The organism is Paucisalibacillus globulus (assembly GCF_900184735.1).
In the GTDB taxonomy this organism is placed as follows: domain Bacteria; phylum Bacillota; class Bacilli; order Bacillales; family Amphibacillaceae; genus Ornithinibacillus; species Ornithinibacillus globulus_B.
The window spans coordinates 1-22,897 of sequence record NZ_LT855387.1; the positions used below are offsets into that span (position 1 = coordinate 1).

A 22,897-nucleotide genomic window follows, 5' to 3' on the forward strand; every position below is an offset into this window, starting at 1 on the left:
GATGGTGTCCTTTTTGTTTACTTTAATATCAGAAAATTGCGTGCGAAAAATAATAAGCATGGTCCTTACCATTAAAACGTTGGTAAGGACCATGCTTATATTAATTTACTGGGGTTTTGTCCCAGCCTCTTAGACTGTATCGATAATTTCAAGGAAATGGTCTTTTCTTAATACCTACTCCAAATCAACTTTCTCTAGTGGTCTCTTGGCTGGCCCTTCCATTACTTCACCAGTATAGGAGAACCTTGAACCGTGACATGGACAATCCCATGATCTTTCACCCGAATTCCATTCTACTTCACAGCCCATATGAGTACAGGTGGTATCAACTGCATATAATTTATCTTCTTTGTCTTTGTATACACCTGTTCTTTTACCGTTAATACGGGTAACAGTGGCGTTATCAGTAGATAATGTTTTGATATTATTATCTGTAAATTCCAATTTACCCTTTATTAAATGTTTTGCTACATCAGCGTTAATTTGTGCAAATTTACGTAAGGATGGATCTGCTTGGAATCTAGATGGGTTGTATAAATCTGTGTATGGATTTTCTTTGCCGGTAATTAGATCAGTTAATATCTTAGCTGCAATTGTACCGTTTGACATACCCCATTTTCTAAAGCCCGTTGCCACAAACACTGCATCTTCTTCCTCTGAGACACGGCCAATAAAGGGGAGTTTATCTAATGTTATTAAGTCTTGAGTCGACCACCGATATAATATTTCTTCAACTCCAAGATGTGCTTCTGCGAAATGCTGCAAAGCTTGATAGTGTTCTATCGTAGATTTTCCTTGACCGGTCTTATGCTTCTCACCAATAACAAGCCATAATTCTTCACCATTAATCTCTACAGAACGTAAAGAACGAATGGGCGTTTCTGCTGATATGTACATCCCACCAGGGTATTTCTTTTTCGCTCTAATGGCTAAGGCATAAGCTCTTTCTGGATACATTCTTGCTGGATAAAATCCTTGTCCATCATAAAATGGGAAGTGGGAAGCTTCAATTACAAAACTACAAACAATTCGATGCCCTTCCCTTGTTATAATGGCTGGATTTCTATTATATTCTACATCGATTGCTGTCGTATTCTCATAAATTTGTGCACCATTTTTAACACTTTCCTCAGTAAGCCTCTTTAAGAATTTCAATGGATGATATTGTGCTTGATTCTTCATAATAAGAGCTTTTTTATGTGGTACCTGTAGCGGAATAGAATCGGTTAATTCGCCATGAATTCCTAGTTGATCATATGCTTTTTTTTCATTTTCCAACTGTGTTATGTATTCATCAGAATTTGTATAAATAATTGCATCCTGTTCTATGAAATCACAATCAATGTTTAATTCCTTTGTTGTCTTTTCAATAAACTCTTTAGCCTCCATCTGGGCTTGATAATATAGTTTTGTTTTGTCTTCACCAAAATGCTTAATGAATTCATCATAAATAATATCATGTTGTGCGGTTATCTTAGCTGTCGTGTGTCCAGTAGTACCATTTAAAATTACACCTGCATCAATAAGGGCTACTTTTATATTCTGCTTGGATAGTAAATAGGTAGCTGTGATGCCCACTATTCCTCCTCCAACTATTCCAACGTCTACTTTAATGGATTCTTCTAATTTTGGAAAACTTGGAAAATCAATATTATCTCTCCAGTATGGTTCAGGGAATTGAGGTAACTCTTTTGATTCAACCATTATTATCACTCCTATTATCTACATTTCGAACAAATCATTTTGTCTAATTGAAACTATATTTGTCAGTATTCCCCATCTAACCTGGAATTATTTTACTTAGATTCTCAATCATTTAGACATAACAAACATGTAATTTAAAAGTGGATAAACAGGTATTAAAAAAATAGCTACCAAGATATTTGGTAGCTATTTTTGTATTAACGATCTTCAAAAAACTTACGATTTAATAGTATATATTCATTTTCCGATTCAGGAACTTCATCTTCCATAAAGATTGCTTCAACTGGACAAACAGCTTCACATGCTCCACAATCGATACAAATATCTGGATCTATAAAAAACATGTCTTCCCCTTCTTCTATACAATCAACAGGGCAGACTTCTACACACTCTCCTGCCTTCTCTGTTTTACAAGGCGATGTAATGACAAATGCCATGTAATACCCTCCTCTAAATAATAAATTAAAATGGATCTATCTAAAATGCCATAATATAGTAATTATACTACAGAACATTATTTTTTTGTTCAAGCAATTACTAATAGAATCACCTTTTTTATTTTATTTCATACGATTAACTAGCTAGCTTTTAAAGGAGAGATGGTATGGAAGTATACGTTCGTAAAGGGGATTCATTGTGGTTCTATAGTCAATTATTTAATGTGCCTCTCACTTTAATCATTCAATCCAACCCCAATATTTCACCTACACAATTAATAATTGGTCAGAGAATCCTAATACCTGGATATGAAACAATAACTTATCGAGTAAGGCAAAACGATACTCTGTGGAAAATTGCAACTAACCATAATGTTAGCCTTGATGCGTTAATTAGTGCTAATATGGAGATTCATGCAACAAATCTACAAATTGGTCAAGAGATAATAATTCCAAGTAGAGTGACAACTATGATTGTTGCAGATCCTTCAAATTATACGTATACAAAAATGATTCAAGATATAAATCGATTAATCAACATCTATCCATTTATTCGAAAAAACACAATCGGAAGATCAGTATTGGGTAAAGAATTAATTGAGTTACAAATAGGCAATGGGAACAAACAAGTACATGTAAATGGTTCATTTCATGCTAATGAATGGATAACCACTCCTATAATTATCCAATTTATTAATCATTATGTTCTTTCAGTTACGAATAGCCAACCAATACGAGGTCTCTATATGCTTCCCTTTATCACGGGAACACTTTTATCAGTTGTCCCAATGGTCAATCCAGATGGGGTTGATTTAGTTATTGATGGTGCGTCAGCTGCTGGCTCTTATCAGGATGAAGTAGTAAGTATAAATAATAATAATCTAGATTTTTCTAATTGGAAAGCCAATATTCGTGGGGTAGATTTAAATAACCAATACCCTGCAAAATGGGAAATTGAAGCGGCTAGAAAGCCTTCAACACCAGAGTCAAGAGATTTTCCAGGATATCAACCACTTACCGAACCAGAGTCTGTTGCAATGGCAGAATTAACAGGAATTAGAAACTATACGAGAGCTAATGCTCTCCACACCCAAGGGGAAGTTATCTATTGGGGATATGAAAATTTAGAACCATCAGAAGCTGAAACAATTGTTAACGAATATGCTCGTGTTAGTGGCTATAAGCCAGTACGGTTTATTGATAGTTACGCTGGATTTAAAGATTGGTTTATACAAGTATATCGTAGACCGGCATACACCATTGAGTTGGGTACTGGTGTGAATCCTCTTCCGATTGCACAGTTCAATGAAATTTACGAAGAGACTCTGGGGATTATGTTAGCGAATTTATACTTGTAATAACAAAAAATAGAATAAACCGTAGTGAAAATATAGCAAGGTAAATCTGTTAAAAAGGGAGCAGACAAAACTAAAATTTTACTTTGAAAACCTGAACTAAGCTCAGGGCCGCCCTCCGCGGCAAGGTAGACAATTTGAAAAATTCGATCTGAACAGTTATCTACCTTGTGGGGACATTAAAGTGTAATATATTTCCGGAGCTTGTCTAGGCACTTATCATATGATTAATATTTATTTTCAAGTAAAATACTTTTGTCCGAAACCTCCCTTACCTTACTTAGGTTAAATAACACCTTGTTCAATCATGGCATCCGCAACCCTGATGAATCCAACTATATTTGCGCCAATTACTAAATTACCTGGAAAGTCATATTCAGTTGCAGCCTCTATGCTTTTTTTATAAATATTTTTCATTATTACCTTTAATTTTTCATCAACTTCTTCCTGAGTCCAGAAAACACGTGCACTATTTTGTGCCATTTCTAAGGATGATACAGCAACTCCTCCAGCATTAGCAGCTTTTGCAGGCGCAAATAGCACATTACTGGCTAAAAATTCATCAATTGCCTCTAGGGTGGAAGGCATATTAGCCCCTTCTCCAACGGCTTTTATTCCATTAGCTATTAAATGCTTTGCTGATTCAGCATCCAGTTCATTTTGAGTAGCACATGGTAAAGCAATATCACACGGTATTGTCCAAATCCCCTTCCAACCAGCTACATATGTAGATTCCGGATGTACTTTAACGTATTCTTTAATTCTTTTATTTTCTACTTCTTTTAATCGTTTTACAGTGTCTAGATTAATACCATTTGGGTCATAGATATACCCACTAGAATCACTACATGCTACTACACTCGCCCCAAGCTCCATCGCTTTTTCCATTGCATAGATTGAAACATTTCCTGAACCTGAAACAACGACAGTACTCCCATTAAAGCTAAAGCCCTTCTCATTAAGCATTTCCTCAACAAAATAAACGGTACCATATCCGGTTGCTTCCTTACGGCCAAGACTACCTCCCGAATCAATTCCTTTTCCAGTCAACACTCCAGCTTCATATGCACCCTTAAGTTTTTTATACTGGCCAAATAAATAACCAATTTCTTTTGCACCAACACCAATATCACCTGCAGGAACATCTAAATCTGGTCCGATATGCTTACTCAATTCTGTCATGAAGCTCTGGCAAAAACGTATAATTTCCATATCTGATTTACCTTTTGGATCAAAATCAGAACCACCTTTACCTCCGCCAATGAATTGTCCTGTTAAAGCATTTTTAAAGATTTGTTCAAAACCTAAAAATTTAATAATACTTGCATTCACAGATGGATGAAATCTTAAGCCGCCTTTATAAGGGCCAATTGCACTGTTATACTGAACACGAAAACCACGATTGACTTGAACAATCCCCTCATCATCTACCCAGGGAACTCGAAAAGTAATAAATCTTTCGGGTTCAACCAACCGGTCAAGGACTCTTAACTTTATATATGTTGGATTCTTCACAAGCACTGGAACTAAAGAATCGAATACTTCTTTAACTGCTTGATGAAATTCTACTTCGTTAGGATTACGTGACTTTACCATTTCAAATAAGTGATTAACATAATTTCTAACATTTTCAGTTTCTAACTCTAGAACATGCAACAAAATCAACTCCTAATATATGATTCGTTTAATATAATAAGTGATATGTAAGTATTGATAAGATCGATAAATCTGGAAGGAAAAATCTTTGGGAAGAATATATTTGAAAGGATTATTCATTTGGTATTTCGTAAAAAATTCAATAGTATCTAGAATTTTACCATAGTTGAGTAATATTTCAAATCGTTAGATAAAGTAAAAAGCCGATCCACTACAGACCGGCTAACGCTTATACTTCTTTAAAATAGTCTTTTCGGAAACCAGCAATACGCTCGCTATCATCAAAAATAAAATAAAACTCATCTGTCTCATTTTTGACATCGTATACTTTTCCAGGAGTTAATTTATTATCAACTACAAATTTTTTTGCATTAGCATGTACACATTCAATTTGTTTTATAGTCGGATTGTTTTCCCATTTTAAGTGCATCATTTTAATTATTACCCCTTTTAGTTAACATAATAAATTTATTGTAAACTCATCTAATTAATTGAATAATTTTAATAAGTTTCCATAGCCTTCTTCTTCCATTTTGTCTATTGGGACAAAGCGCATTGCTGCTGAATTCATGCAATAACGTAGACCACCATCCTCTTTAGGCCCGTCCTCAAACACATGGCCCAGATGGGAGTCAGCAGTTCTACTTCTTATCTCTGTACGGATCATACCATGTGATGTATCAAGTTCTTCTACTACTTCATAGGCATCAATAGGTTTCGTAAAACTAGGCCAACCACAACCCGCATCATATTTATCCCTTGATGAAAATAATGGTTTTCCTGAGATGATATCTACATAGATTCCCTCATCCTCTATATCCCAATATTCATTTTGAAAAGGACGCTCTGTTCCTTTTTCTTGTGTGACATGATATTGAAGTGGTGTGAGCTTTTCTTTTAGGTCCGATTTATCGGCTTTCCAATTATTTTTAATGAAATCCTCCCTGCCAGAGCCTTTTTTATAAAGTCGGTAATGGAATGATTGTTTTTTATAGTAATTTTGATGGGATTCTTCCGCTTCATAAAAAGGCATGGCAGGAAGTATTCTGGTTGCTATTGGTTTTGAAAACTTTCTACTATCTTGAAGTTGTTGTTTGGACTGTTCTGCTAGCTCTTTCTGTTTCTCATTATGATAAAAAATGGCAGTTTGATATGATTCTCCTCGATCATTAAATTGACCTCCTGGATCAGTTGGATCAATTTGTTGCCAAAATGTTTCAAGCAGTTGTTCATAAGGCATTATGTCTGGGTCAAACGTAATTTGTACCGCTTCAACATGTCCGGTAGTATTTGAACATACTTGTTCATACGTTGGGTTTGTTACATGTCCACCTGTATATCCTGAGATTACACTTTCAACACCAGGTCTTGTATCAAAAGGCTCAACCATGCACCAAAAGCAACCGCCTGCAAATGTTGCTTTTTCTAATCGATTAGTCATGTACATACCTCCAATTATTCCTACTAATATTCATTTTTTACTTTTTAATAGGAAAAATCAAGTGTAGTGCATTCTAAATAAATAATTTCGGTATAGACTCGCCTTCTCTGGTTCGCTTGACTGATGACTCATGATAAGACTCCGAACTGCTAGATAATGATTCTAAGCTAATACTTTCAAGGGTTTGACTCTCTTCGTCAGTACCATCTATATCTTTAAACGCCTTCATCATTCGGTACATTGCAGGTAGATTTCGAACTAGCGGACCATATTGCTTAACAATTGGAGCAGCTGTGTCAACTACCCTGAGGAATTGTTGAACACCGTTTAATGTTTTCGATAATCCGTCAACACCTTTTGTAGCCATATGACCGATATTTTGATTTTGACCCATAAATTGTTGCATGATTCCAGCAATAGGATTATTTCTTGTTGGCATTTGTTGAAATCCTCGACTTGGGAACATAAAATCATTATGAGGCCTCGTATGTTGTGGTTGTCTCTGTGCTGGGAATATCATAAATCCATCCCTCATTTCATAAATAATATCTAGTTCATTGTACGTATTGCCTCTAAAAGCGTGTAGGCTAACAAAACAGATAATATGAAATGATTGGTTATATTTCCCGGGTAACCGCAAGAAACAACATTATTTGTACGAAATTATGCGAATATTGGCGAAACAACAGTTTTATTGATTTTACAGAGAAAAAATCCTTTATTTCCCAAAGGTAAATGCTAAATTTGAGCCTTTATGAGATGGTGAGATTACTAATTTTGTATGAATCTCATTCTTAAGCGCAGGAACATGGGAAATGATACCGAGCAATCGATTACTCTCTTGTAAATCTTTTAAACAATCGATGGCTTGCTGCAATGATATCTCATCTAATGTTCCAAACCCTTCATCGATAAATAATGTATCAAGCTGTACTCCTCCTGCGTGGGCTTGTACAACATCTGCAAGACCAAGGGCTAAACTAAGTGCGGCTTTAAACCCCTCTCCGCCAGATAATGTCCTTACAGATCTAGTTATTCCGGTATGGTGATCCATGACCTCAAGGTCAAGTCCACTTTGTGCTCCACGTTTAGCGACTTCACCACTTCGAATTAAGTGATATCGATGATCTGTCATTCGGTCTAAACGAATATTAGCCTGTATCAATATTTCATCTAAGAATGAAGCAAGCACATACCGTTCAAAAGATAATCGTAGGGCATTGTTTCCACTTGATAAATCTGCTAAGCTGCCAACGATGTAGTAATCTTCTTCTAATTCTCTTATCTTATTCAAGACATCAACTAAATTAGATAAGGTTCCTTCATCCTGTTTGATTTTTGCATGTATAGAGAGTAAAGATTCCTGTGTTTTCAGTAGTTTACCCTTACATTTAGTAACTTCTTCCTCTATAATTTCTAAATTTATTCTTTCTGCATTAATCAGTTGCTCACTTAGTTGTTCTAATCGATAACGAATCCGTTTAATTGCAGTTTCGTATTCTTCAATTTCCTCTTCCATTTGCTTCTGTTCATCTAGCGGTAATTTTGCATTCTGGTATTCTTCGTGATTATCAAAACCATTTTCCTTTATTGCATTTATATATTTCTTATACTGTATTTCATAACTTTCTTTCATTTCTTTTTCAAAATCCTGTAGTTGCTCGAATACAGTTGTTTGTTTCTGTAACAATTCATTCGTCTTTTCGTAAGAAGTCTTTAACTTCTCCCACTCCTGAATCATTTGTTTATACTGATTTTCTTTATCTTCTACAATATGTCTAAAAGCTACTGGATCTGTTAAGTTCTCTGGTAATTGCTTCTCTATTTCATTCGTAATTGCTTCAGTTCTTGCTAACTCCTCTTTACGTTCTTGTATTCGTTTTGATATTAAATCAAACGTTTGTTTTAATTCTAAATTCTTGTTCTTGATGCTCTCTTTTTCTTGTTGTATGAGTTCAATTTCTTTTTGTTTTAGGATTATACCTTTCTGTTTTTCATTTAGACTTCGTATCTCATTATTTACATTCATCAAAATGGTTTGGACAGATTCAATCGTTATATTAGGGAAACTATCATTCAATTCGTCCTGTAGTTTATCTACAACAGTCCGTTGTGTTTGTCCATTTGTTTTATGATCTACAAATTCTAATTGAACAGACTCAAACTCAGCCTTTTTCTTTTGAATTAGGACCTTCAATTGCTCTATTTCCTCAAAATCTTTCTCAATCGTTTTTCCTGTAGCTTTTTGAGGGTGATGTATGGAACCACAAACTGGACATGGTTCCCCAGATATTAATTGACCAGCTAAGACACTAGCATACTGTTCGTTTTGGGCTAAAACTAATGCGTCATATTTTACCTCTAATTGCTTAATTTCATCTTGCTTTTCTTTATATAGTTGTTGAGCAATAGTATATTTCTTTCTAAGTTTGATAAGCTTACTATGCTCTAATTGGTAGTCCAACAATTTTTTCTTTAAATCTTCTTGTTTTCCTAAAGCATCTTTTGTTTCATAGAATGCTTTGGTTAGTATTCCCTCGTTAGCAAGTTGCTTCTCATATTCATCTATTTTAGTGTCGTTCTTCTTAAGGCCGATTTCAATACTTTGTAGTTCTTTATCGTCTTTCTCATTTTCTAGTTTCAGATTTTTTACTTTGTTTCTTAATTCCAGATATGCTGTTACCTGTTCAAGCTGCTTCTTAGCATTCTTTACTTCTTCCTTTAAGTTCTCTCGTTCTTGTTCTCTATTAGCAGCATCTTGATAGTTGCTTTTAACTATAGAAAAATCATATTGTATTTGGCGTAAGAGTTCTTCTTGCTTTCGTAATCGCTCTACTTGTATATTCCATTCGCTTTTTCTAGCATTACTCTGTTCTTCAAATGGTATTATTTGCTGAGCAATTTTTCCAAGTTGTAGTCTTTCTTTCTTTAGGACTATAGCTTCCTTTTTTTCTTCTAATTGTTCATTTTCCTTTTGTAATGATTCCTGTTCCTTAAACTTTTCCTCTATGATACTCGCCTTTTGTAGCTTTTTCTCCATCATAGCTACTTTTTCTAGTTGTTTTTCTTTGAGTTTTTGTTGTTCTAATTCTATTTTTTTTGTTTCAACTATCTCTAGCTTTAACTTTTCAAGTAGCTGTTCATTTGTATCACTTTCTTGAGGCTCGTTATGGTTCCATTCAACCTTTGTAAACCCATATTGGAAATCCGTATCTAATTTCTTTATCTCAGCTTCTAGTTGCTTAGACTGTACCTTTAGTTCATCTGTCATTTTTTCATAAAAATGTGTTCGAAAGATCTTTTGTAGAATTGCTTCCCGATCTTTGCTATTCTCTGAAATCAATTTTCTGAATTCACCTTGAGGAATTAGGACCATTTTACGAAATTGTTCATAATCAAAACCGAGTTTTTCCTCTATGGTTTCATTTACATCTTTTATTCTGGAAGAAACTAATTGTTTTTCGTTTTCTATAATCTCATACAGAACTGCTTTTGCTGGCTCTTCTGTATAACCCTCACCACGTTCTTTTTTCTTTAATTGCTTAGGGTTACGAACAATCTCATAGACATGATTATTTAAAGCAAAACGAAATTCTACTTCTGTTGGTTCTTCCACAGCTGCAAAGTGACTTCTTAAGGAATCCTGGTCACGATCAGAGACACTAGCTTTACCATATAGTGCATAGCAGATTGCATCAAAAATAGTTGTCTTTCCTGCACCAGTTGGTCCAGTGATTAGAAAAATAGATTCATCTCCCAACCTATCAAAATCAACTGTTTGCTTTTCTAAATACGGTCCAAAGGCAGTTAGACTAAGCTTAATCGCGCGCATACTATTCCCCTCTTTCCTTTGTTATAACACTTGTTATCGTCTTTTCTATATATTCCATCCGCTTATCATCAATTTCTTCCTCGGTAATTTCTTTATAAAAAGAAGCAAATAATTCCGTATGTGACTGTGTTTGCTTTTGACGGATTTGCTGTAGATCCAACAAGCTTTTTGTAGTGGTGAAACCTACACGTTCTAATCGTAAAATGTTTGGATATATCTTTCTGAGTTTATACATGGGATCCATTATTTGACCCTTATCTAGAAGTCGAATATGCAAATAATCTTCTTTTCCATCCAAAGGTTGCTCAATTATTTCCTGAAAATATCCTTCTACTACACGCATATCACGTTTAGGAACTAAAGGAATATAGTCTAATTTACAGTTTCCTTCCCCATCTAAGTCAATAATAGTCACAGATTTCTTATGATTTGCTTCTGAGAATGAATACTTTAAAATAGATCCACTATATCGGACAACGTCACGCTTTATTCGTTGGGCTTGATGTAGATGTCCTAAAGCTACATAAACAAACTCTTCAAAAAGATTTGCGTCAACATACGGTGTTCCACCTATCATGGAGAGACGTTCTTCTGATTCTGATTCCATGCCTCCTGCAACAAAAGCATGTCCAACAAAAATATGACGTTCGCTCATATTATTATTTTCTTTAATATAATTCGTTACAGCTGCCATTGCTGTTTGGTGGGAATTTATACTATTATCGTTAAAAAACTCTCTTGCTTCAGCTGGCTCAATATATGGGACTAGGTGAAAGTATACTGGACCATGTTTATCTTCTAATACAACGGGTTTCAGACTTCTATTCAATTTCGTTTCAATGTATAGTTGTTGAGATTTAAACAGCTCTGTTCCAAATTCTAATCGTTCTGGGCTGTCATGGTTTCCAGAAATTGCGAGTATTGGAATCTTGATGTCGTTTACAAGGGTAGTTAAGATTCGATTTAATAAATCCACGGCTTCCTTCGGTGGAATAGCTCTATCATACAAATCACCCGCAATTACCAGTACATCTGGTTTCTCTGTTCTGATAATTTCCAATAATTGAGTTAATATATAGTCCTGATCTTCCGTCATATGGACACTATTAACAATCTTTCCTAAGTGCCAATCTGCAGTATGCAATATTTTCATATTACTTCCCCCTTGTAAATAATTTATCATCGGTATTACATCATAGTATGGTCGCGATTATAACAAACCTTAATTACATAGTGTTTCTATATCATTTTATCATGATTGCATGAACTAAAGTATATCGGATTCTTGATAAACAAACAAATGTTCGTATATAATAATAATTGAGGTGATCAATGGTGCATGACAGAGGAACGATTAAATGGACATCATTAATGCTGCCAGAACATGTAGAGTTATTAAAGAGAATATGGAACGAGGACAAAAAAGTAGTAAAACCCAACCTAGATGAGCAAGAACTCGAGGTATTAAATAATCAAATTCTCCAAGCATTTCATCAAAAACAATGTATACAAATTGAATATTATTACGATAATCAGAGATTGGAAATACGGGGAATAATAAAAAAATTAGATTCTTTACATCAAATGATTGTCATAAAAGATATAACAGGTGATATTGTTTTTATTCCATTTAGAAATATTTTTCAAATTATTTAAAAGAGCAAGGGCCTACCGGTAACAGTAGACCCTTTTATTTTATTCTTTTTCTTTTATTAGGTATTCTTCCCATAACGAATCAAAGACAGATAAAGCACTAGTAAAGGGAATATTCCATTCTAAATACTCACTAAGTTCATGGTAGCTGCTAGAATGCTTAGGGAAATTATGATCTCCAAACATCCAATCGGCTAGTCTACTTTCATCATCTGCTTTTATTTTACCGCGATAGGTCATCATAAAATGATAAAACGAACGCATAAAAGACACCTCAAAATACAGATTTAGGATTCCATAAATTCTTTGTGTTTACTTTCTCTCTTCTTATATACAATTGCTGAAAGATGAACACTAACTTCATATAATAGAAAGAATGGAATTGAAACAATGATTGGCAAGAAAAAGTCTGGCGGTGTTACCATTGTAGATATGATTATTAGGATGAAATAAGCATACTTCCTAATTTTCCTCATAAAACTTGGTGACAAAATTCCAATACTGGTTAAAAACATAGAAATAACAGGTATTTCAAAAATAATCGCAAATGGCAACATAATTCGAAAGACAAACTTAAAATACTTTTCTACTGAAAACACTTCAATAAATGTTCCACTATTTAAAGACAATAGAAATGGTAATATTAAGTTAATAAAAACAATATATCCTGCAACTAGCCCTGCAACAAATAGTAGGAATATTGCAGGAATATAAGCAAGGGAGGCTCTTCTTTCCTTTGGTGTTAATCCAGGTTTGATAAAAGCCCACAATTGAAAAGCAAGTAAAGGAATAGTTGCTGCTAGTGCAACAATGCCCGCTATAGTGAAATAAACCCAGAATACTTCACCGACACCAATTATTGCTAACTTGAAGTCTATATGACTTCCAAAAAATTGATATATATCTTCCACAAAAATATAGCTTGCAATAAAACAAACAACGAAAAAAATAGCTGTAACAACAAGTCTATTTCTAAGTTCCGACAAATGGCCGGTAAAATTCATATCTTTCTCTTTATTTTTACTTGCCATAATTACACCCCAAGTGTCTCAAATAGTACATCTATTTTAAACAGAAAAGAAGATGCAAGGTTAAGAACCTTACACCTTTCCTTAATCATTTTTTATAGTTGTTTTAAGTTCGGTAGTTGATTTTTCTTGATTACTACTACCATCTGATACAATATCTTTTGCAGCATTACGAAATTCTCGTAGTGAACTACCAAAAGCTTTTCCAATCTCCGGAAGCTTAGAAGGACCAAACACCACTAAAGCAACAAGAAGAATTAAAATTAACCCACCAATACCAATGTTACCCATGATCGTTCACTCCAAAGGATTTATTTATTATTTTTACCTTGTACGATATCTTTTGTATCTTTAATCTCATCAGTCACATCATCCGTTAAATCCTTCGTAGAATTCTTGAATTCACGTAATGTTTGACCTGCAGCTTTACCAATTTCCGGAAGCTTTTTTGGACCAAAAATAACTAATGCGATAATCAGAATTAAAATTAACCCTGGAATACCAATAGGACCCATACTTACACCTCTTCTATCTAGTTAATGTCATTATAGAGCATAAAATAAACAATTGATATGTAACGAAGAAAACTATCACAAAAAGTTCAAAAAGAATAAAGATGATCTTGTAAGAACCATCTTTATTTTATCAGTTAACACTATATTATACAACCTTCAGGCGAATTATTTGATTCGGTCGTATTGGATAAAGTAGTAATCATAGGGATTTTTTTCGTCCTTGATTCCTTTTTCTCTGGACGTCTCCTTCCAATCATCTAGTGAAAACTCTGGAAAAAATACATCACCTTTAAATACCTCATCAATTAAGGTTACATACATCCGATCAGCATATGGTAGTATCTGACTAAACAGCCCTCCACCACCAATCACAAATAACTCCTCTTCCGGATGCTCGTTATTCCAATCTAAAATAGTGTCTACATGATGAATTAAATCAACATCCAAAGGAAGCTCAACTTCCTGACGACTAAGTACAACATTTCTTCTATTAGGGAGTGCTCTACCAATAGAATCGAAAGTCTTTCTCCCCATTATAATGGTATTGCCTGTTGTCTTTTCTTTAAAAAACTTTAAATCATTAGGTAAATGCCAAGGTAAATCATTATCAGCCCCAATGACTTGATTTCGGTCCATAGCAAAAAGCAATGATATCATATTATACCTCCTAAACAGCAATTGGAGCTTTAATTGTAGGGTGTGGATTATAATCCACAATTTCAAAATCACTTAACTCAAAGTCAAAGATTGATTTTTTATCTTTATTAAATTTAATCTTTGGAAGAGAGCGAATATCACGTTCCATTTGAATTTTTACTTGTTCCACATGGTTTGAATAAATATGTGCATCACCAAATGTATGAATAAATTCCCCAACTTCAAGACCAGTTTCATGGGCAATTAGGTGTGTTAATAATGCATAGCTAGCAATATTAAAAGGTACACCTAAAAACACATCTGCACTTCGCTGATATAACTGACAGGAAAGCTTTCCATCCGCGACATAGAATTGGAACAATGTATGACAAGGTGGTAACGCCATATTCGGAACGTCTTCAGGATTCCATGCAGATACAATATGTCTACGAGAGTTCGGATTATTACGAATGTCCTCTATAACACCTTTTAATTGATCGATTGTTTCGTGCTGGGATGTTTTCCATGATCTCCACTGTTTTCCGTAAACAAATCCCAAATCACCATATTTACTTGCAAACTCATCATTTTCTAATATGTTTTTCTTGAAAATCTCCATTTGGTCTTTATATAATTCTTTAAACTCAGGATCAACTTGAGAGCGATTACCGAAATCTGTCATATCAGGACCTGTATATTCGTCACTTTCAACCCATTTCTTAAATGCCCACTCATTCCATATATTATTATTATTCTCTAGCAGATACCGGATATTAGTATCCCCTTTTATAAACCATAGAAGTTCACTAGCTACTAAACGAAAGGGAACTCTTTTTGTTGTAAGTAGCGGAAATCCTTCTTGTAAATTAAAACGCATTTGATGGCCAAATACTGAATATGTACCGGTATTCGTTCGGTCTTCTCGTTTTGTGCCATTTGTTAGGATATGATTACATAAATCTAGGTATGCTTGTTCTCCTATTAGCATTAGGCTTCTCCCCCATTTTCTAGTAGTATTTTAATTGTATCATAATAATCTTGTAACATAATCGTAACTCATAAAATCATTATAAATGCAATAAAACTAGTTAACAAGAGGTTAAGTGAAAGGGGATTTTTGCGCATGTTAAATGGAACGGTAGAAAATATAGCAAAAAACACTCTTCTTTATAGTTTTGTATTAAGCCAGCCTTTTGCTGTCTATGCTGGTAGTTATCCTATTTTCGAAAATAAAACACTACTAGAAGCGGAGCAATTAGAATACGGTGACCATGGAGAGGCAGTACGAATTTTACAATATAAATTAAATGAACTAGATTATTATGAAGACAAAGTAGATGGAGAACTTGGTGTGTTGACTGAGCATGCTATTAAAAAGTTCCAGCGAGACCATAATATGACGATTACGGGTCAAGCAGATACAGAAACTATAGTAGCTCTGATTGAAGTGGATATCGATAGAAATATAAAAAGGTTAGAAAGCTTGTCAGATTCAGTTTATCCCGGTCTACAGAGTGAAGAGGTTAAAATTGTGCAAGAATCTCTACAGTACTTTGGCTATTATGAAGGTGAAATTGATGGAATGTATGGACCTTTAACCAAAAAAGCAGTGGAGATTGCGGAGGAAAAGCACGATATTGATTTCTTAGATCAAGCACCTAGGCAATCCCTTTCCACTATGTATAATGAAGAAAAAGAACAAGCAACATCTAGTGTCCCTAATAAGTCTACTTCAAATGTCAAAAACGTAAAAATAGATGCCAATTATTCTTCTATTATTCAGACTGCTTATGCACATGTAGGAACGCCATATGTTTGGGGTGGTTCTGCTCCTGGTGGTTTTGACTGTAGCGGATTTCTACAATATGTTTATAGTGCGAATGGCATTACAATTCCAAGAACGGTCAGTGATATTTGGAATTTCGGTTCTTCGGTGGATTCGCTATCGGTTGGAGATTTAGTATTCTATCAAACGTATAAACCAGGACCTTCCCACGCAGGAATTTATATAGGAAATGGGCAATTTATTCATGCTGGATTAGATGGGGTAGAAGTAAGCAATATGTCAGAAACTTATTGGCAATCTCGATACTTAGGTGCAAAGCGGATCAGTGGCAATTAAGATATCATCACAAAAGATGAAACAAGGAACTGAATTTATCAGTTCCTTGTTTTTTATTAATAGAGTTTCTCCCGTAAAGATTGTTTATTTTCCTAGTGGATTATTATCATTTATGAGATCAAAATCATCTAGATTATTATCTTCACTAACAAGTCGAATTCACCACGTTAATTTTTAGTCTTACTCTAAATGTATATATTCTTGAATGATTCTAGATGAATCCACTTCAAGTAATTCAAGATAAGTAAGTTTAGGATTACGCTCAGAGAAATTTCGAAATACATTATAGGCAAAGGCATATCCAGCCAGATATGGAATACCGTTCTTGGGATCTCCGAAGCAAAAGCGATTTTTAATCTTAGCGTCTACTGAATCCAGATGTGTTTTCATACTCTGCTTATACATATCTTCTACCTCTGATGTAAAGTCATCCTTCCACCACCGCTTATCTTCATACAAGGACAATGCAAATAACTCAGCTCCTCCCTCCATTTTAAACCACTCAGACAAAGAAAAATTATCTGCAGTTAGATTATATATAGGATTAATTGGTGTAGCATGATGCAATTCATGTGCAACCATATATCTAAGAAACACTTCATCGGGATTTGGCGGGACTGCAATCTGTATGGAGTTGGGTCCATTAGTGAAACCGTTTGTCCAAATAGACCTATCGTGTTGTTTAAACCACGGATAAAAAAGGGCTGGGAAAACAGTAAAAGAAACTGAATCAAACGGTAGATGTTTATTAACTTCATCAAATGTTTCACGAATGATTTCATCAACTCTTTCGGTATTCCAATGGTAAGTAAGTATATCTTCTTGTGTCATTTTCGTGATTTTATGTAATTGAAATCGATGTACGATTTGCTCTAAGTCTGTCATCCATACCCTTCCAGTGATTAAAGTAGATAATTGTTCCGAGACGTAATCTGGGAAACGTTCACGATTTTGATAAATTTCAATTGGTGTAATTTGTTTTATAATTAACACGCTAACTCACCTCTCTTTTGTAAGGAATATTCTGTAAAAAAATAATAAAAAGAATCAAGCAATGCCTTATTCACTGCTTGATTCACAATAGATCTAGATCCATTCATCAAAAAACTGTTCTAAATATGTCTCAACAAAAAGATGTCGTTTTTCTGCCTCTTGTCTAGCTCCATCGGTATGTAATGTATCCTTAAGAGTTAGAATTTTATCATAGAAATGCTGAACAGAAGTACCTTCCCTCTTCTCATCGTGATAAATCAACTGTCCTTTTGCTCCACCATATGCAAATGTCCTAGCTATCCCTATTGCACCAATTGCATCAATTCGGTCTGCATCTTGTATAATCTTACCTTCAATCGTTGAAGGTATTTTTCCCTTACTAAAAGAAACATCTTTGATTGCTAAATGGATTTTTTCAATATTATTTTCAGATACTCCAATCTTCTTTAGAAAGTGATCCATTTCTACCAAAGCTTGCTTTGGGTTCAAAAACAATTTATGATCCCCAATATCATGAAGCCAAGCCCCCGCTTCACATATAAAATAATCTGCCCCTTCTTCCTTGGCTATTTTGCTAGAAAGTTTTGCTACACGTTTTAGATGGTAATAATCATGTCCACTTGAATCTGTTTCGAATAGTCTACGGCAATATTCTTTTATCGCCTCAAGTTGTTCCAAATAATTCATTAAAACAACCCTACAATCTTTCCATCTTCTGTAACATCCATTTGAAGTGCTGCTGGTTTTTTCGGGAGACCTGGCATTGTCATAATGTCACCAGTTAAAGCAACAATAAATCCAGCTCCAATAGATGGTCGGAATTCGCGTATCGTAATATTAAATTCAGTTGGTCGACCTAGCAATGTTGGGTTATCTGATAAAGAATATTGTGTTTTCGCCATACATATTGGCAACTTGTCCCAGCCCTGCTTTTTAAAGTAAGCAAGTTGTTTTGTTGCTTTTGGTGAAAATTCAACACCTTGACCACCATAAACTTTTTGTACAATTTGTTCTATTTTAGTCTCAATAGGATCTTCAAGTTCATATACTCGCTTAAAATTCTTTTCCTTTGTTTCAATTGTATGGACAATTCTTTCAGCAAGTTCGATTCCGCCTTCTCCACCCTTAGCCCATACATCCGTTAAAGCAACCTCATATCCCTTTTCATCACACCATGTTTTAATATATTCCACTTCATTTACGGTATCCGTAGGGAACTTATTTATAGCAATTACAAAAGGTAGTCCAAAATGTTCTATAGTCTCAATATGCTTTTGAAGGTTTTGCATGCCACTTTTTAACGCTTCAAGATTCTCCTCTTTTAAGTCATCTTTTGAAACTCCGCCGTTCATCTTGAGGGCACGAATTGTAGCCACAATTACAACAGCATCTGTGTCAATGTCTCCGGCTCTTGTTTTGATATCGAGAAACTTTTCCGCTCCTAAATCTGCGCCAAACCCTGCTTCTGTTACAACGAACTCTCCTAATTTTGCAGCTGTTTTGGTTGCGATAATGCTATTACAGCCATGTGCAATATTTGCGAACGGACCTCCATGTATAATTGCTGGTGTATTTTCAATTGTTTGTACTAAATTTGGCTTAATGGCATCTTTAAGTAATAGTGTTAATGCACCTTCTACTTTCAAATCCCGAACATATATCGGCTCCTCTTGATATGTATAACCTACCATTATATTGGAGATTCGCTCTTTCAAATCCTCTAAGTCTTTCGACAAGCAAAGGATAGCCATAATTTCGGAAGCAACCGTAATATTGAATCCATCTTCTCTAGGTATCCCCCTTAAAGGGCCACCAAGACCAACAACAATTTGTCTCAGTGCTCGATCATTCACATCCATCACACGCTTAAATTCAACTCTTCTAGGATCAATGTTTAAAGCGTTTCCTTGGTGAATATGGTTATCAATTAAGGCTGCTAACACATTATTTGCACTGGTTATGGCATGTAAATCACCTGTGAAGTGTAAGTTAATATCTTCCATTGGCAAAACTTGAGAATATCCGCCACCAGCTGCCCCACCTTTGATTCCCATGACCGGACCAAGGGAAGGTTCTCTAAGAGCAATAATAGCCTTCTTACCAATTTTATTTAACGCTTGTCCAAGCCCAACTGTAACGGTTGACTTCCCTTCTCCAGCTGGTGTCGGACTAATAGCAGTTACTAAAATGACCTTCCCGTTAGGTTTATCAGCCATTTTTTCAAGCAGCTTATCGGATAGTTTCGCCTTAGTATGCCCATAAGGTTCGAAGTCCTCATTGGTCAACCCCAATTCCTGTGCAATTTCTTGTATTGGTTTTAATGTTGCTTGTTGTGCTATTTCTATATCTGTTTTCATTTCTCTTCATCCCTTCTTCTTATTTATATTGGCAATTTCGCCTGTTATCCATAAATTACATAACGTTATAAATACGGCTTAGTACATAAATTAATTAAATGTAAATATACTAAGATTATACAATGAATGACTGTTAATTAACAGACACATTGGATGATTCTGCATATTTTAGAATATGCAACTTGACTGTCAATTTAAAATAAGCTATAGTTGACACAAGCAAAGAAGATTTATGGATCATTAAGAAATGGTGGCTTCGTTGAAAGAAGTGGGTTAAGAGTGATCCAACCTTTCTATCTGAGCTGCCTTTTTTGATACTCATTTTTCTGATTTGTATTAACACGTTTTACGTGAAGTTTTTAGGAGGATTAAGTTACATGGAAAACGGAGTAGTTAAATGGTTTAATGCAGAAAAAGGTTATGGTTTCATTTCTGTTGAAGGTGGGAACGATGTATTCGTACACTATTCAGCAATTCAAGGTGAAGGCTTCAAATCATTAGAAGAAGGTCAAGAAGTAACTTTTGAAATCGTTGAAGGTGAACGCGGTCCACAAGCAGCTAATGTAGTTAAAAAATAAAAGCACCTATATATAAAACGGTAATCAATTAAGATTACCGTTTTTTTTGATGTAACAAGACCTATTGCAGTTTAAAACTTTGGTATAGACGCTAAAGCCTTTTCCTCCGCCGGTATACGAATACGAAGCAAAATTATATGCAATAGTGGAAAAATAACTGCTGACAAGTAGGCACCAAATAGCATCGGAATTATAAATAATTCAACCGCTACGATAATATAATTTGGATGTTTTACATATTTATAAGGTCCCTTCTTAATCAGTGCAACTCTGGGCAAGACGATAATTTTTGTATTCCAAAACCGTCCTAATGAATAAATACACCAAAAACGTGCAAGTTGAGCAGCAATAAACACCACAAAGTATACATAATTAAATACAACTTCATGGTTATTACCTTTCATTAATATTTCTACAATAACACTTAAAAAAAATAAGGTATGTAAGTATATAAACCATTTATAATGTTCTGCTCCTGCCTCTATGCCCCCTCGTGCTTTCATCCATTTTTCATTATTCTTAGCAATAACAAGCTCTACAAGTCTTTGTCCTATGATTAGTAAAATTAATGCCCATATCCATAGTGCCATTATTCATCCCACTCCAGTAATAAAATTTCTGAACTAAATCCTGGACCCAATGCTGTTAATAAACCTTTAGTTCCCACCTGAATATCCTCCTCCAACCATCTATCCATAACATATTGAACCGTAGCCGATGACATATTTCCGTGATCACGTAGTACTTCAGAAGAGTAATGAAGCTTCTCTTCTGAAATATGAAAGGCCTCCATCATTGCTTCTAATACCTTTTTACCTCCAGGGTGGGATATAAATGCATCGATTTCATCTATTTTTATTCCTTCTTGTTGTAAGAATTCTTTCATGTGAGATTTCCATATAGTGTTGACTAGTGCAGGAATACTTTTAGAGAATATAACTTCAAAACCTGTATTAACAATTCTCCACCCCATTACATTAGTACTATTTTTCTCTGTATATGAACTATTGCTTCTTATGAATGGTGATGGCTTTGTTAATGATTTCCTAAATTTAGAGTTCTCACCAATAAGTAAAAGACAACTTACTCCATCTCCAAATAAAGCAGTCCCAACTAAGTTGCTTTTCTTTTGATCACGTTTTTGAAAAGTTAAACTACAAATCTCACAATTAATGAGTAGGGCTACCTTTGTTGGGTTAGCTTTTAACCAGTTGAACACACGTGATAAACCTATTGCACCCCCAGCACAACCAAGTCCCCATAAGGGCATTCGTTCAACATTCCTACGAAAAGGACGATCATTCATTAAAAATGCATCAATGGAGGGTGTTGATATGCCTGTACTAGATACAAATGCAAGTAAATCTATATCCTCATATGTTACCTCATCAAAAAGGCTTGCTTTATGTAGACAATCATCCATTGCCTCTGTTGCGTATTGAATGGCATTTTGATGATACAATTGATTCCTTTCCTCAAAACTATGTTCAACTAAAAACCAATCCTCCGGAACTACAAATTGTCTATTCTGAATTGCTGCATTATCAAATACCGGTAATAACCTTTGCACTTCCCTTTCTGAATAGCTAAACAAATTTTGCACTAATTCTTTAACTCTATCTTGCTCCATTTGATACTTTGGAATACCTTTTCCAACTGAACACACAATTGCCATTTTCTCACCTATTAATATTTCAATTTTAGCGTTAGTTTGTGGACGTTTTCATAATTTATTACTTATTTTTACATATTTCTGCCACAAATAATATCCGTCATTTACCTAAAAACCCAATGATATCAAGGTATTTAAAGGGTTATTGAACATTAATTGAACGTTGTATTTAGTGCATTTTCATCACTGGAAATTTGTGTATGATGAAATTGAACCAACAATAACAAAGAAAAGGGAGGCTCTCTAATGCGAAGACAAGAAGATAAAAAAGCATCTGAGAAAGATAAGCCCGATTTAAAAGGAACATTTGTTTCAGTCATGCTTTTAGGTATTTTTATCATCATTACTTGGGTTGGAGCATTTGCATTATTTGTTTCTAGGTAGTTCATCAAAAAGGAGTGTGAAGTAATTATGCATTTGCATAAGTATGAAAAAATCTGGTTATTATTTGGAATCGGTTCATTAGTTGTATTTCTTTTTGTAGTAGGTTATGGAGCCTTTTGGCAAGGTACTCATCCCCAAAGCCACGGTGTAACAATTGATCCAAATAATATTGAATCAAATGAGGCTTTTAAACCTGAAAATTTAGGATTAACGAAAGTAGATGAAGACGAGTACATCATTAATATTGCGGCTAGCGCATTTTACTATGATTTGGGTAAAGATGAAGAAGGAAATTCAGTAAGAACAATTCGTATCCCTAAAGGTTCAAAAGTGTTGTGGCAGGCCGCAACGAAAGATGTTATCCATGGATTTCATGTTGCTGGAACAAATGTAAACATGATGGTTGAACCAGGTTATGTAAGTAGTTTAGAAACCATAATGGATAATCCTGGAACTTATACTATTGTATGTAATGAGTATTGTGGAATCGGGCATCACATGATGTATGCCACCGTGGAGGTGTATGAATAATGC

25 protein-coding genes are annotated in these 22,897 nt (G+C 34.7%); 6 read left to right on the plus strand and 19 right to left on the minus strand.

Translation table 11 applies throughout. From position 1 onward, the window contains the following. Positions 1-174: 174 nt before the first annotated feature. Positions 175-1,704: an FAD-dependent oxidoreductase gene (locus BN999_RS05505; RefSeq protein ID WP_096270404.1), complete on the minus strand. Its 1,530-nt coding sequence runs from the start codon at positions 1,702-1,704 to the stop codon at positions 175-177. Positions 1,705-1,901: 197 nt separating this feature from the next. Next, positions 1,902-2,141 (minus strand): indolepyruvate ferredoxin oxidoreductase subunit alpha, encoded by a 240-nt coding sequence (locus tag BN999_RS05510; RefSeq protein ID WP_096270405.1) that lies wholly within the window; start codon positions 2,139-2,141, stop codon positions 1,902-1,904. Positions 2,142-2,308: 167 nt separating this feature from the next. On the opposite strand from BN999_RS05510, the gene BN999_RS05515 reads away from it, so the two are divergent. Then, positions 2,309-3,499 (plus strand): M14 family zinc carboxypeptidase, encoded by a 1,191-nt coding sequence (locus BN999_RS05515; protein ID WP_096270406.1) that lies wholly within the window; start codon positions 2,309-2,311, stop codon positions 3,497-3,499. A gap of 282 nt (positions 3,500-3,781) precedes the next feature. Here BN999_RS05515 and gdhA read toward each other — a convergent pair whose 3' ends face one another. The 6 genes from gdhA to BN999_RS05545 all read right to left on the minus strand — a co-directional run bounded on the left by gdhA (position 3,782) and on the right by BN999_RS05545 (position 11,578). Further along, positions 3,782-5,152 (minus strand): NADP-specific glutamate dehydrogenase, encoded by a 1,371-nt coding sequence (gene gdhA, locus BN999_RS05520; protein WP_096270407.1) that lies wholly within the window; start codon positions 5,150-5,152, stop codon positions 3,782-3,784. A gap of 229 nt (positions 5,153-5,381) precedes the next feature. Continuing rightward, a complete protein-coding gene (locus BN999_RS05525) occupies positions 5,382-5,585 on the minus strand; it encodes a DUF6501 family protein (protein WP_096270408.1) in 204 nt (67 codons plus the stop codon). A 54-nt stretch (positions 5,586-5,639) separates the two neighbouring features. Further along, positions 5,640-6,593, minus strand: a complete 954-nt coding sequence (gene msrB / locus BN999_RS05530; protein WP_096270409.1) for a peptide-methionine (R)-S-oxide reductase MsrB — start codon at positions 6,591-6,593, stop codon at positions 5,640-5,642. Positions 6,594-6,666: 73 nt separating this feature from the next. Beyond that, on the minus strand, positions 6,667-7,032 hold the full coding sequence (locus BN999_RS05535) for a YqfQ family protein (protein WP_217988463.1): 366 nt from the start codon (positions 7,030-7,032) through the stop codon (positions 6,667-6,669). A gap of 279 nt (positions 7,033-7,311) precedes the next feature. Then, complete coding sequence (locus BN999_RS05540) at positions 7,312-10,425, minus strand: AAA family ATPase (protein WP_096270411.1); 3,114 nt, start codon at positions 10,423-10,425, stop codon at positions 7,312-7,314. Position 10,426: 1 nt separating this feature from the next. After that, positions 10,427-11,578, minus strand: a complete 1,152-nt coding sequence (locus BN999_RS05545) for an exonuclease SbcCD subunit D (protein ID WP_096270412.1) — start codon at positions 11,576-11,578, stop codon at positions 10,427-10,429. A gap of 179 nt (positions 11,579-11,757) precedes the next feature. On the opposite strand from BN999_RS05545, the gene BN999_RS05550 reads away from it, so the two are divergent. Next, positions 11,758-12,081 (plus strand): YolD-like family protein, encoded by a 324-nt coding sequence (locus tag BN999_RS05550; RefSeq protein ID WP_096270413.1) that lies wholly within the window; start codon positions 11,758-11,760, stop codon positions 12,079-12,081. 39 nt (positions 12,082-12,120) lie between these two features. On the opposite strand, the gene BN999_RS05555 is transcribed toward BN999_RS05550, so the two are convergent. The 6 genes from BN999_RS05555 to BN999_RS05580 all read right to left on the minus strand — a co-directional run bounded on the left by BN999_RS05555 (position 12,121) and on the right by BN999_RS05580 (position 15,245). Beyond that, the gene (locus BN999_RS05555; RefSeq protein WP_096270414.1) at positions 12,121-12,342 is read right to left on the minus strand and encodes a YozE family protein; all 222 of its coding nucleotides are present in this window, start codon (positions 12,340-12,342) and stop codon (positions 12,121-12,123) included. Between the two features lie 23 nt (positions 12,343-12,365). Then, the gene (gene tatC, locus BN999_RS05560) at positions 12,366-13,109 is read right to left on the minus strand and encodes a twin-arginine translocase subunit TatC (RefSeq protein WP_096270415.1); all 744 of its coding nucleotides are present in this window, start codon (positions 13,107-13,109) and stop codon (positions 12,366-12,368) included. Positions 13,110-13,190: 81 nt separating this feature from the next. Beyond that, on the minus strand, positions 13,191-13,400 hold the full coding sequence (tatA, locus tag BN999_RS05565) for a twin-arginine translocase TatA/TatE family subunit (protein WP_096270416.1): 210 nt from the start codon (positions 13,398-13,400) through the stop codon (positions 13,191-13,193). A 17-nt stretch (positions 13,401-13,417) separates the two neighbouring features. Next, positions 13,418-13,621 carry a twin-arginine translocase TatA/TatE family subunit gene (locus BN999_RS05570; RefSeq protein WP_096270417.1) on the minus strand — a complete coding sequence of 68 codons (204 nt, stop codon included), beginning with the start codon at positions 13,619-13,621 and terminating at the stop codon, positions 13,418-13,420. A gap of 165 nt (positions 13,622-13,786) precedes the next feature. After that, positions 13,787-14,278 carry a dihydrofolate reductase gene (locus BN999_RS05575; RefSeq protein WP_096270418.1) on the minus strand — a complete coding sequence of 164 codons (492 nt, stop codon included), beginning with the start codon at positions 14,276-14,278 and terminating at the stop codon, positions 13,787-13,789. A gap of 10 nt (positions 14,279-14,288) precedes the next feature. Then, positions 14,289-15,245: a thymidylate synthase gene (locus BN999_RS05580; protein ID WP_096270419.1), complete on the minus strand. Its 957-nt coding sequence runs from the start codon at positions 15,243-15,245 to the stop codon at positions 14,289-14,291. Positions 15,246-15,380: 135 nt separating this feature from the next. On the opposite strand from BN999_RS05580, the gene BN999_RS05585 reads away from it, so the two are divergent. Continuing rightward, positions 15,381-16,379 carry a C40 family peptidase gene (locus BN999_RS05585; protein ID WP_096270420.1) on the plus strand — a complete coding sequence of 333 codons (999 nt, stop codon included), beginning with the start codon at positions 15,381-15,383 and terminating at the stop codon, positions 16,377-16,379. Positions 16,380-16,559: 180 nt separating this feature from the next. Here the strand turns inward: BN999_RS05585 and BN999_RS05590 are convergent, their stop codons facing one another. The 3 genes from BN999_RS05590 to BN999_RS05600 form a co-directional block, all read right to left on the minus strand. Continuing rightward, complete coding sequence (locus tag BN999_RS05590; protein ID WP_096270421.1) at positions 16,560-17,372, minus strand: DUF2268 domain-containing putative Zn-dependent protease; 813 nt, start codon at positions 17,370-17,372, stop codon at positions 16,560-16,562. A gap of 93 nt (positions 17,373-17,465) precedes the next feature. Beyond that, on the minus strand, positions 17,466-18,059 hold the full coding sequence (locus BN999_RS05595) for an HD domain-containing protein (RefSeq protein WP_096270422.1): 594 nt from the start codon (positions 18,057-18,059) through the stop codon (positions 17,466-17,468). Then, positions 18,059-19,729 (minus strand): formate--tetrahydrofolate ligase, encoded by a 1,671-nt coding sequence (locus BN999_RS05600; protein ID WP_096270423.1) that lies wholly within the window; start codon positions 19,727-19,729, stop codon positions 18,059-18,061. Before BN999_RS05600 ends, BN999_RS05595 begins: the two co-directional genes overlap by 1 nt. A gap of 377 nt (positions 19,730-20,106) precedes the next feature. Between BN999_RS05600 and BN999_RS05605 the strand changes: the two genes are divergently transcribed. Beyond that, positions 20,107-20,307, plus strand: coding sequence for a cold-shock protein (locus BN999_RS05605; protein WP_096270424.1), 201 nt, complete (start codon positions 20,107-20,109; stop codon positions 20,305-20,307). Positions 20,308-20,378: 71 nt separating this feature from the next. On the opposite strand, the gene BN999_RS05610 is transcribed toward BN999_RS05605, so the two are convergent. Both BN999_RS05610 and BN999_RS05615 read right to left on the minus strand, forming a co-directional pair. Continuing rightward, a complete protein-coding gene (locus tag BN999_RS05610; protein WP_096270425.1) occupies positions 20,379-20,897 on the minus strand; it encodes an isoprenylcysteine carboxyl methyltransferase family protein in 519 nt (172 codons plus the stop codon). After that, positions 20,897-21,982 (minus strand): type III polyketide synthase, encoded by a 1,086-nt coding sequence (locus tag BN999_RS05615; protein ID WP_096270426.1) that lies wholly within the window; start codon positions 21,980-21,982, stop codon positions 20,897-20,899. The genes BN999_RS05610 and BN999_RS05615 overlap by 1 nt, the downstream gene beginning before the upstream one ends. Positions 21,983-22,225: 243 nt before the next feature. Here BN999_RS05615 and BN999_RS05620 point away from each other — a divergent pair, with 243 nt between their 5' ends. After that, the gene (locus BN999_RS05620) at positions 22,226-22,363 is read left to right on the plus strand and encodes a cytochrome c oxidase subunit 2A (protein WP_096270427.1); all 138 of its coding nucleotides are present in this window, start codon (positions 22,226-22,228) and stop codon (positions 22,361-22,363) included. Positions 22,364-22,390: 27 nt separating this feature from the next. Then, on the plus strand, positions 22,391-22,894 hold the full coding sequence (locus tag BN999_RS05625) for a cytochrome c oxidase subunit II (RefSeq protein ID WP_096270428.1): 504 nt from the start codon (positions 22,391-22,393) through the stop codon (positions 22,892-22,894). The last annotated feature ends 3 nt before the right edge of the window (positions 22,895-22,897 follow it).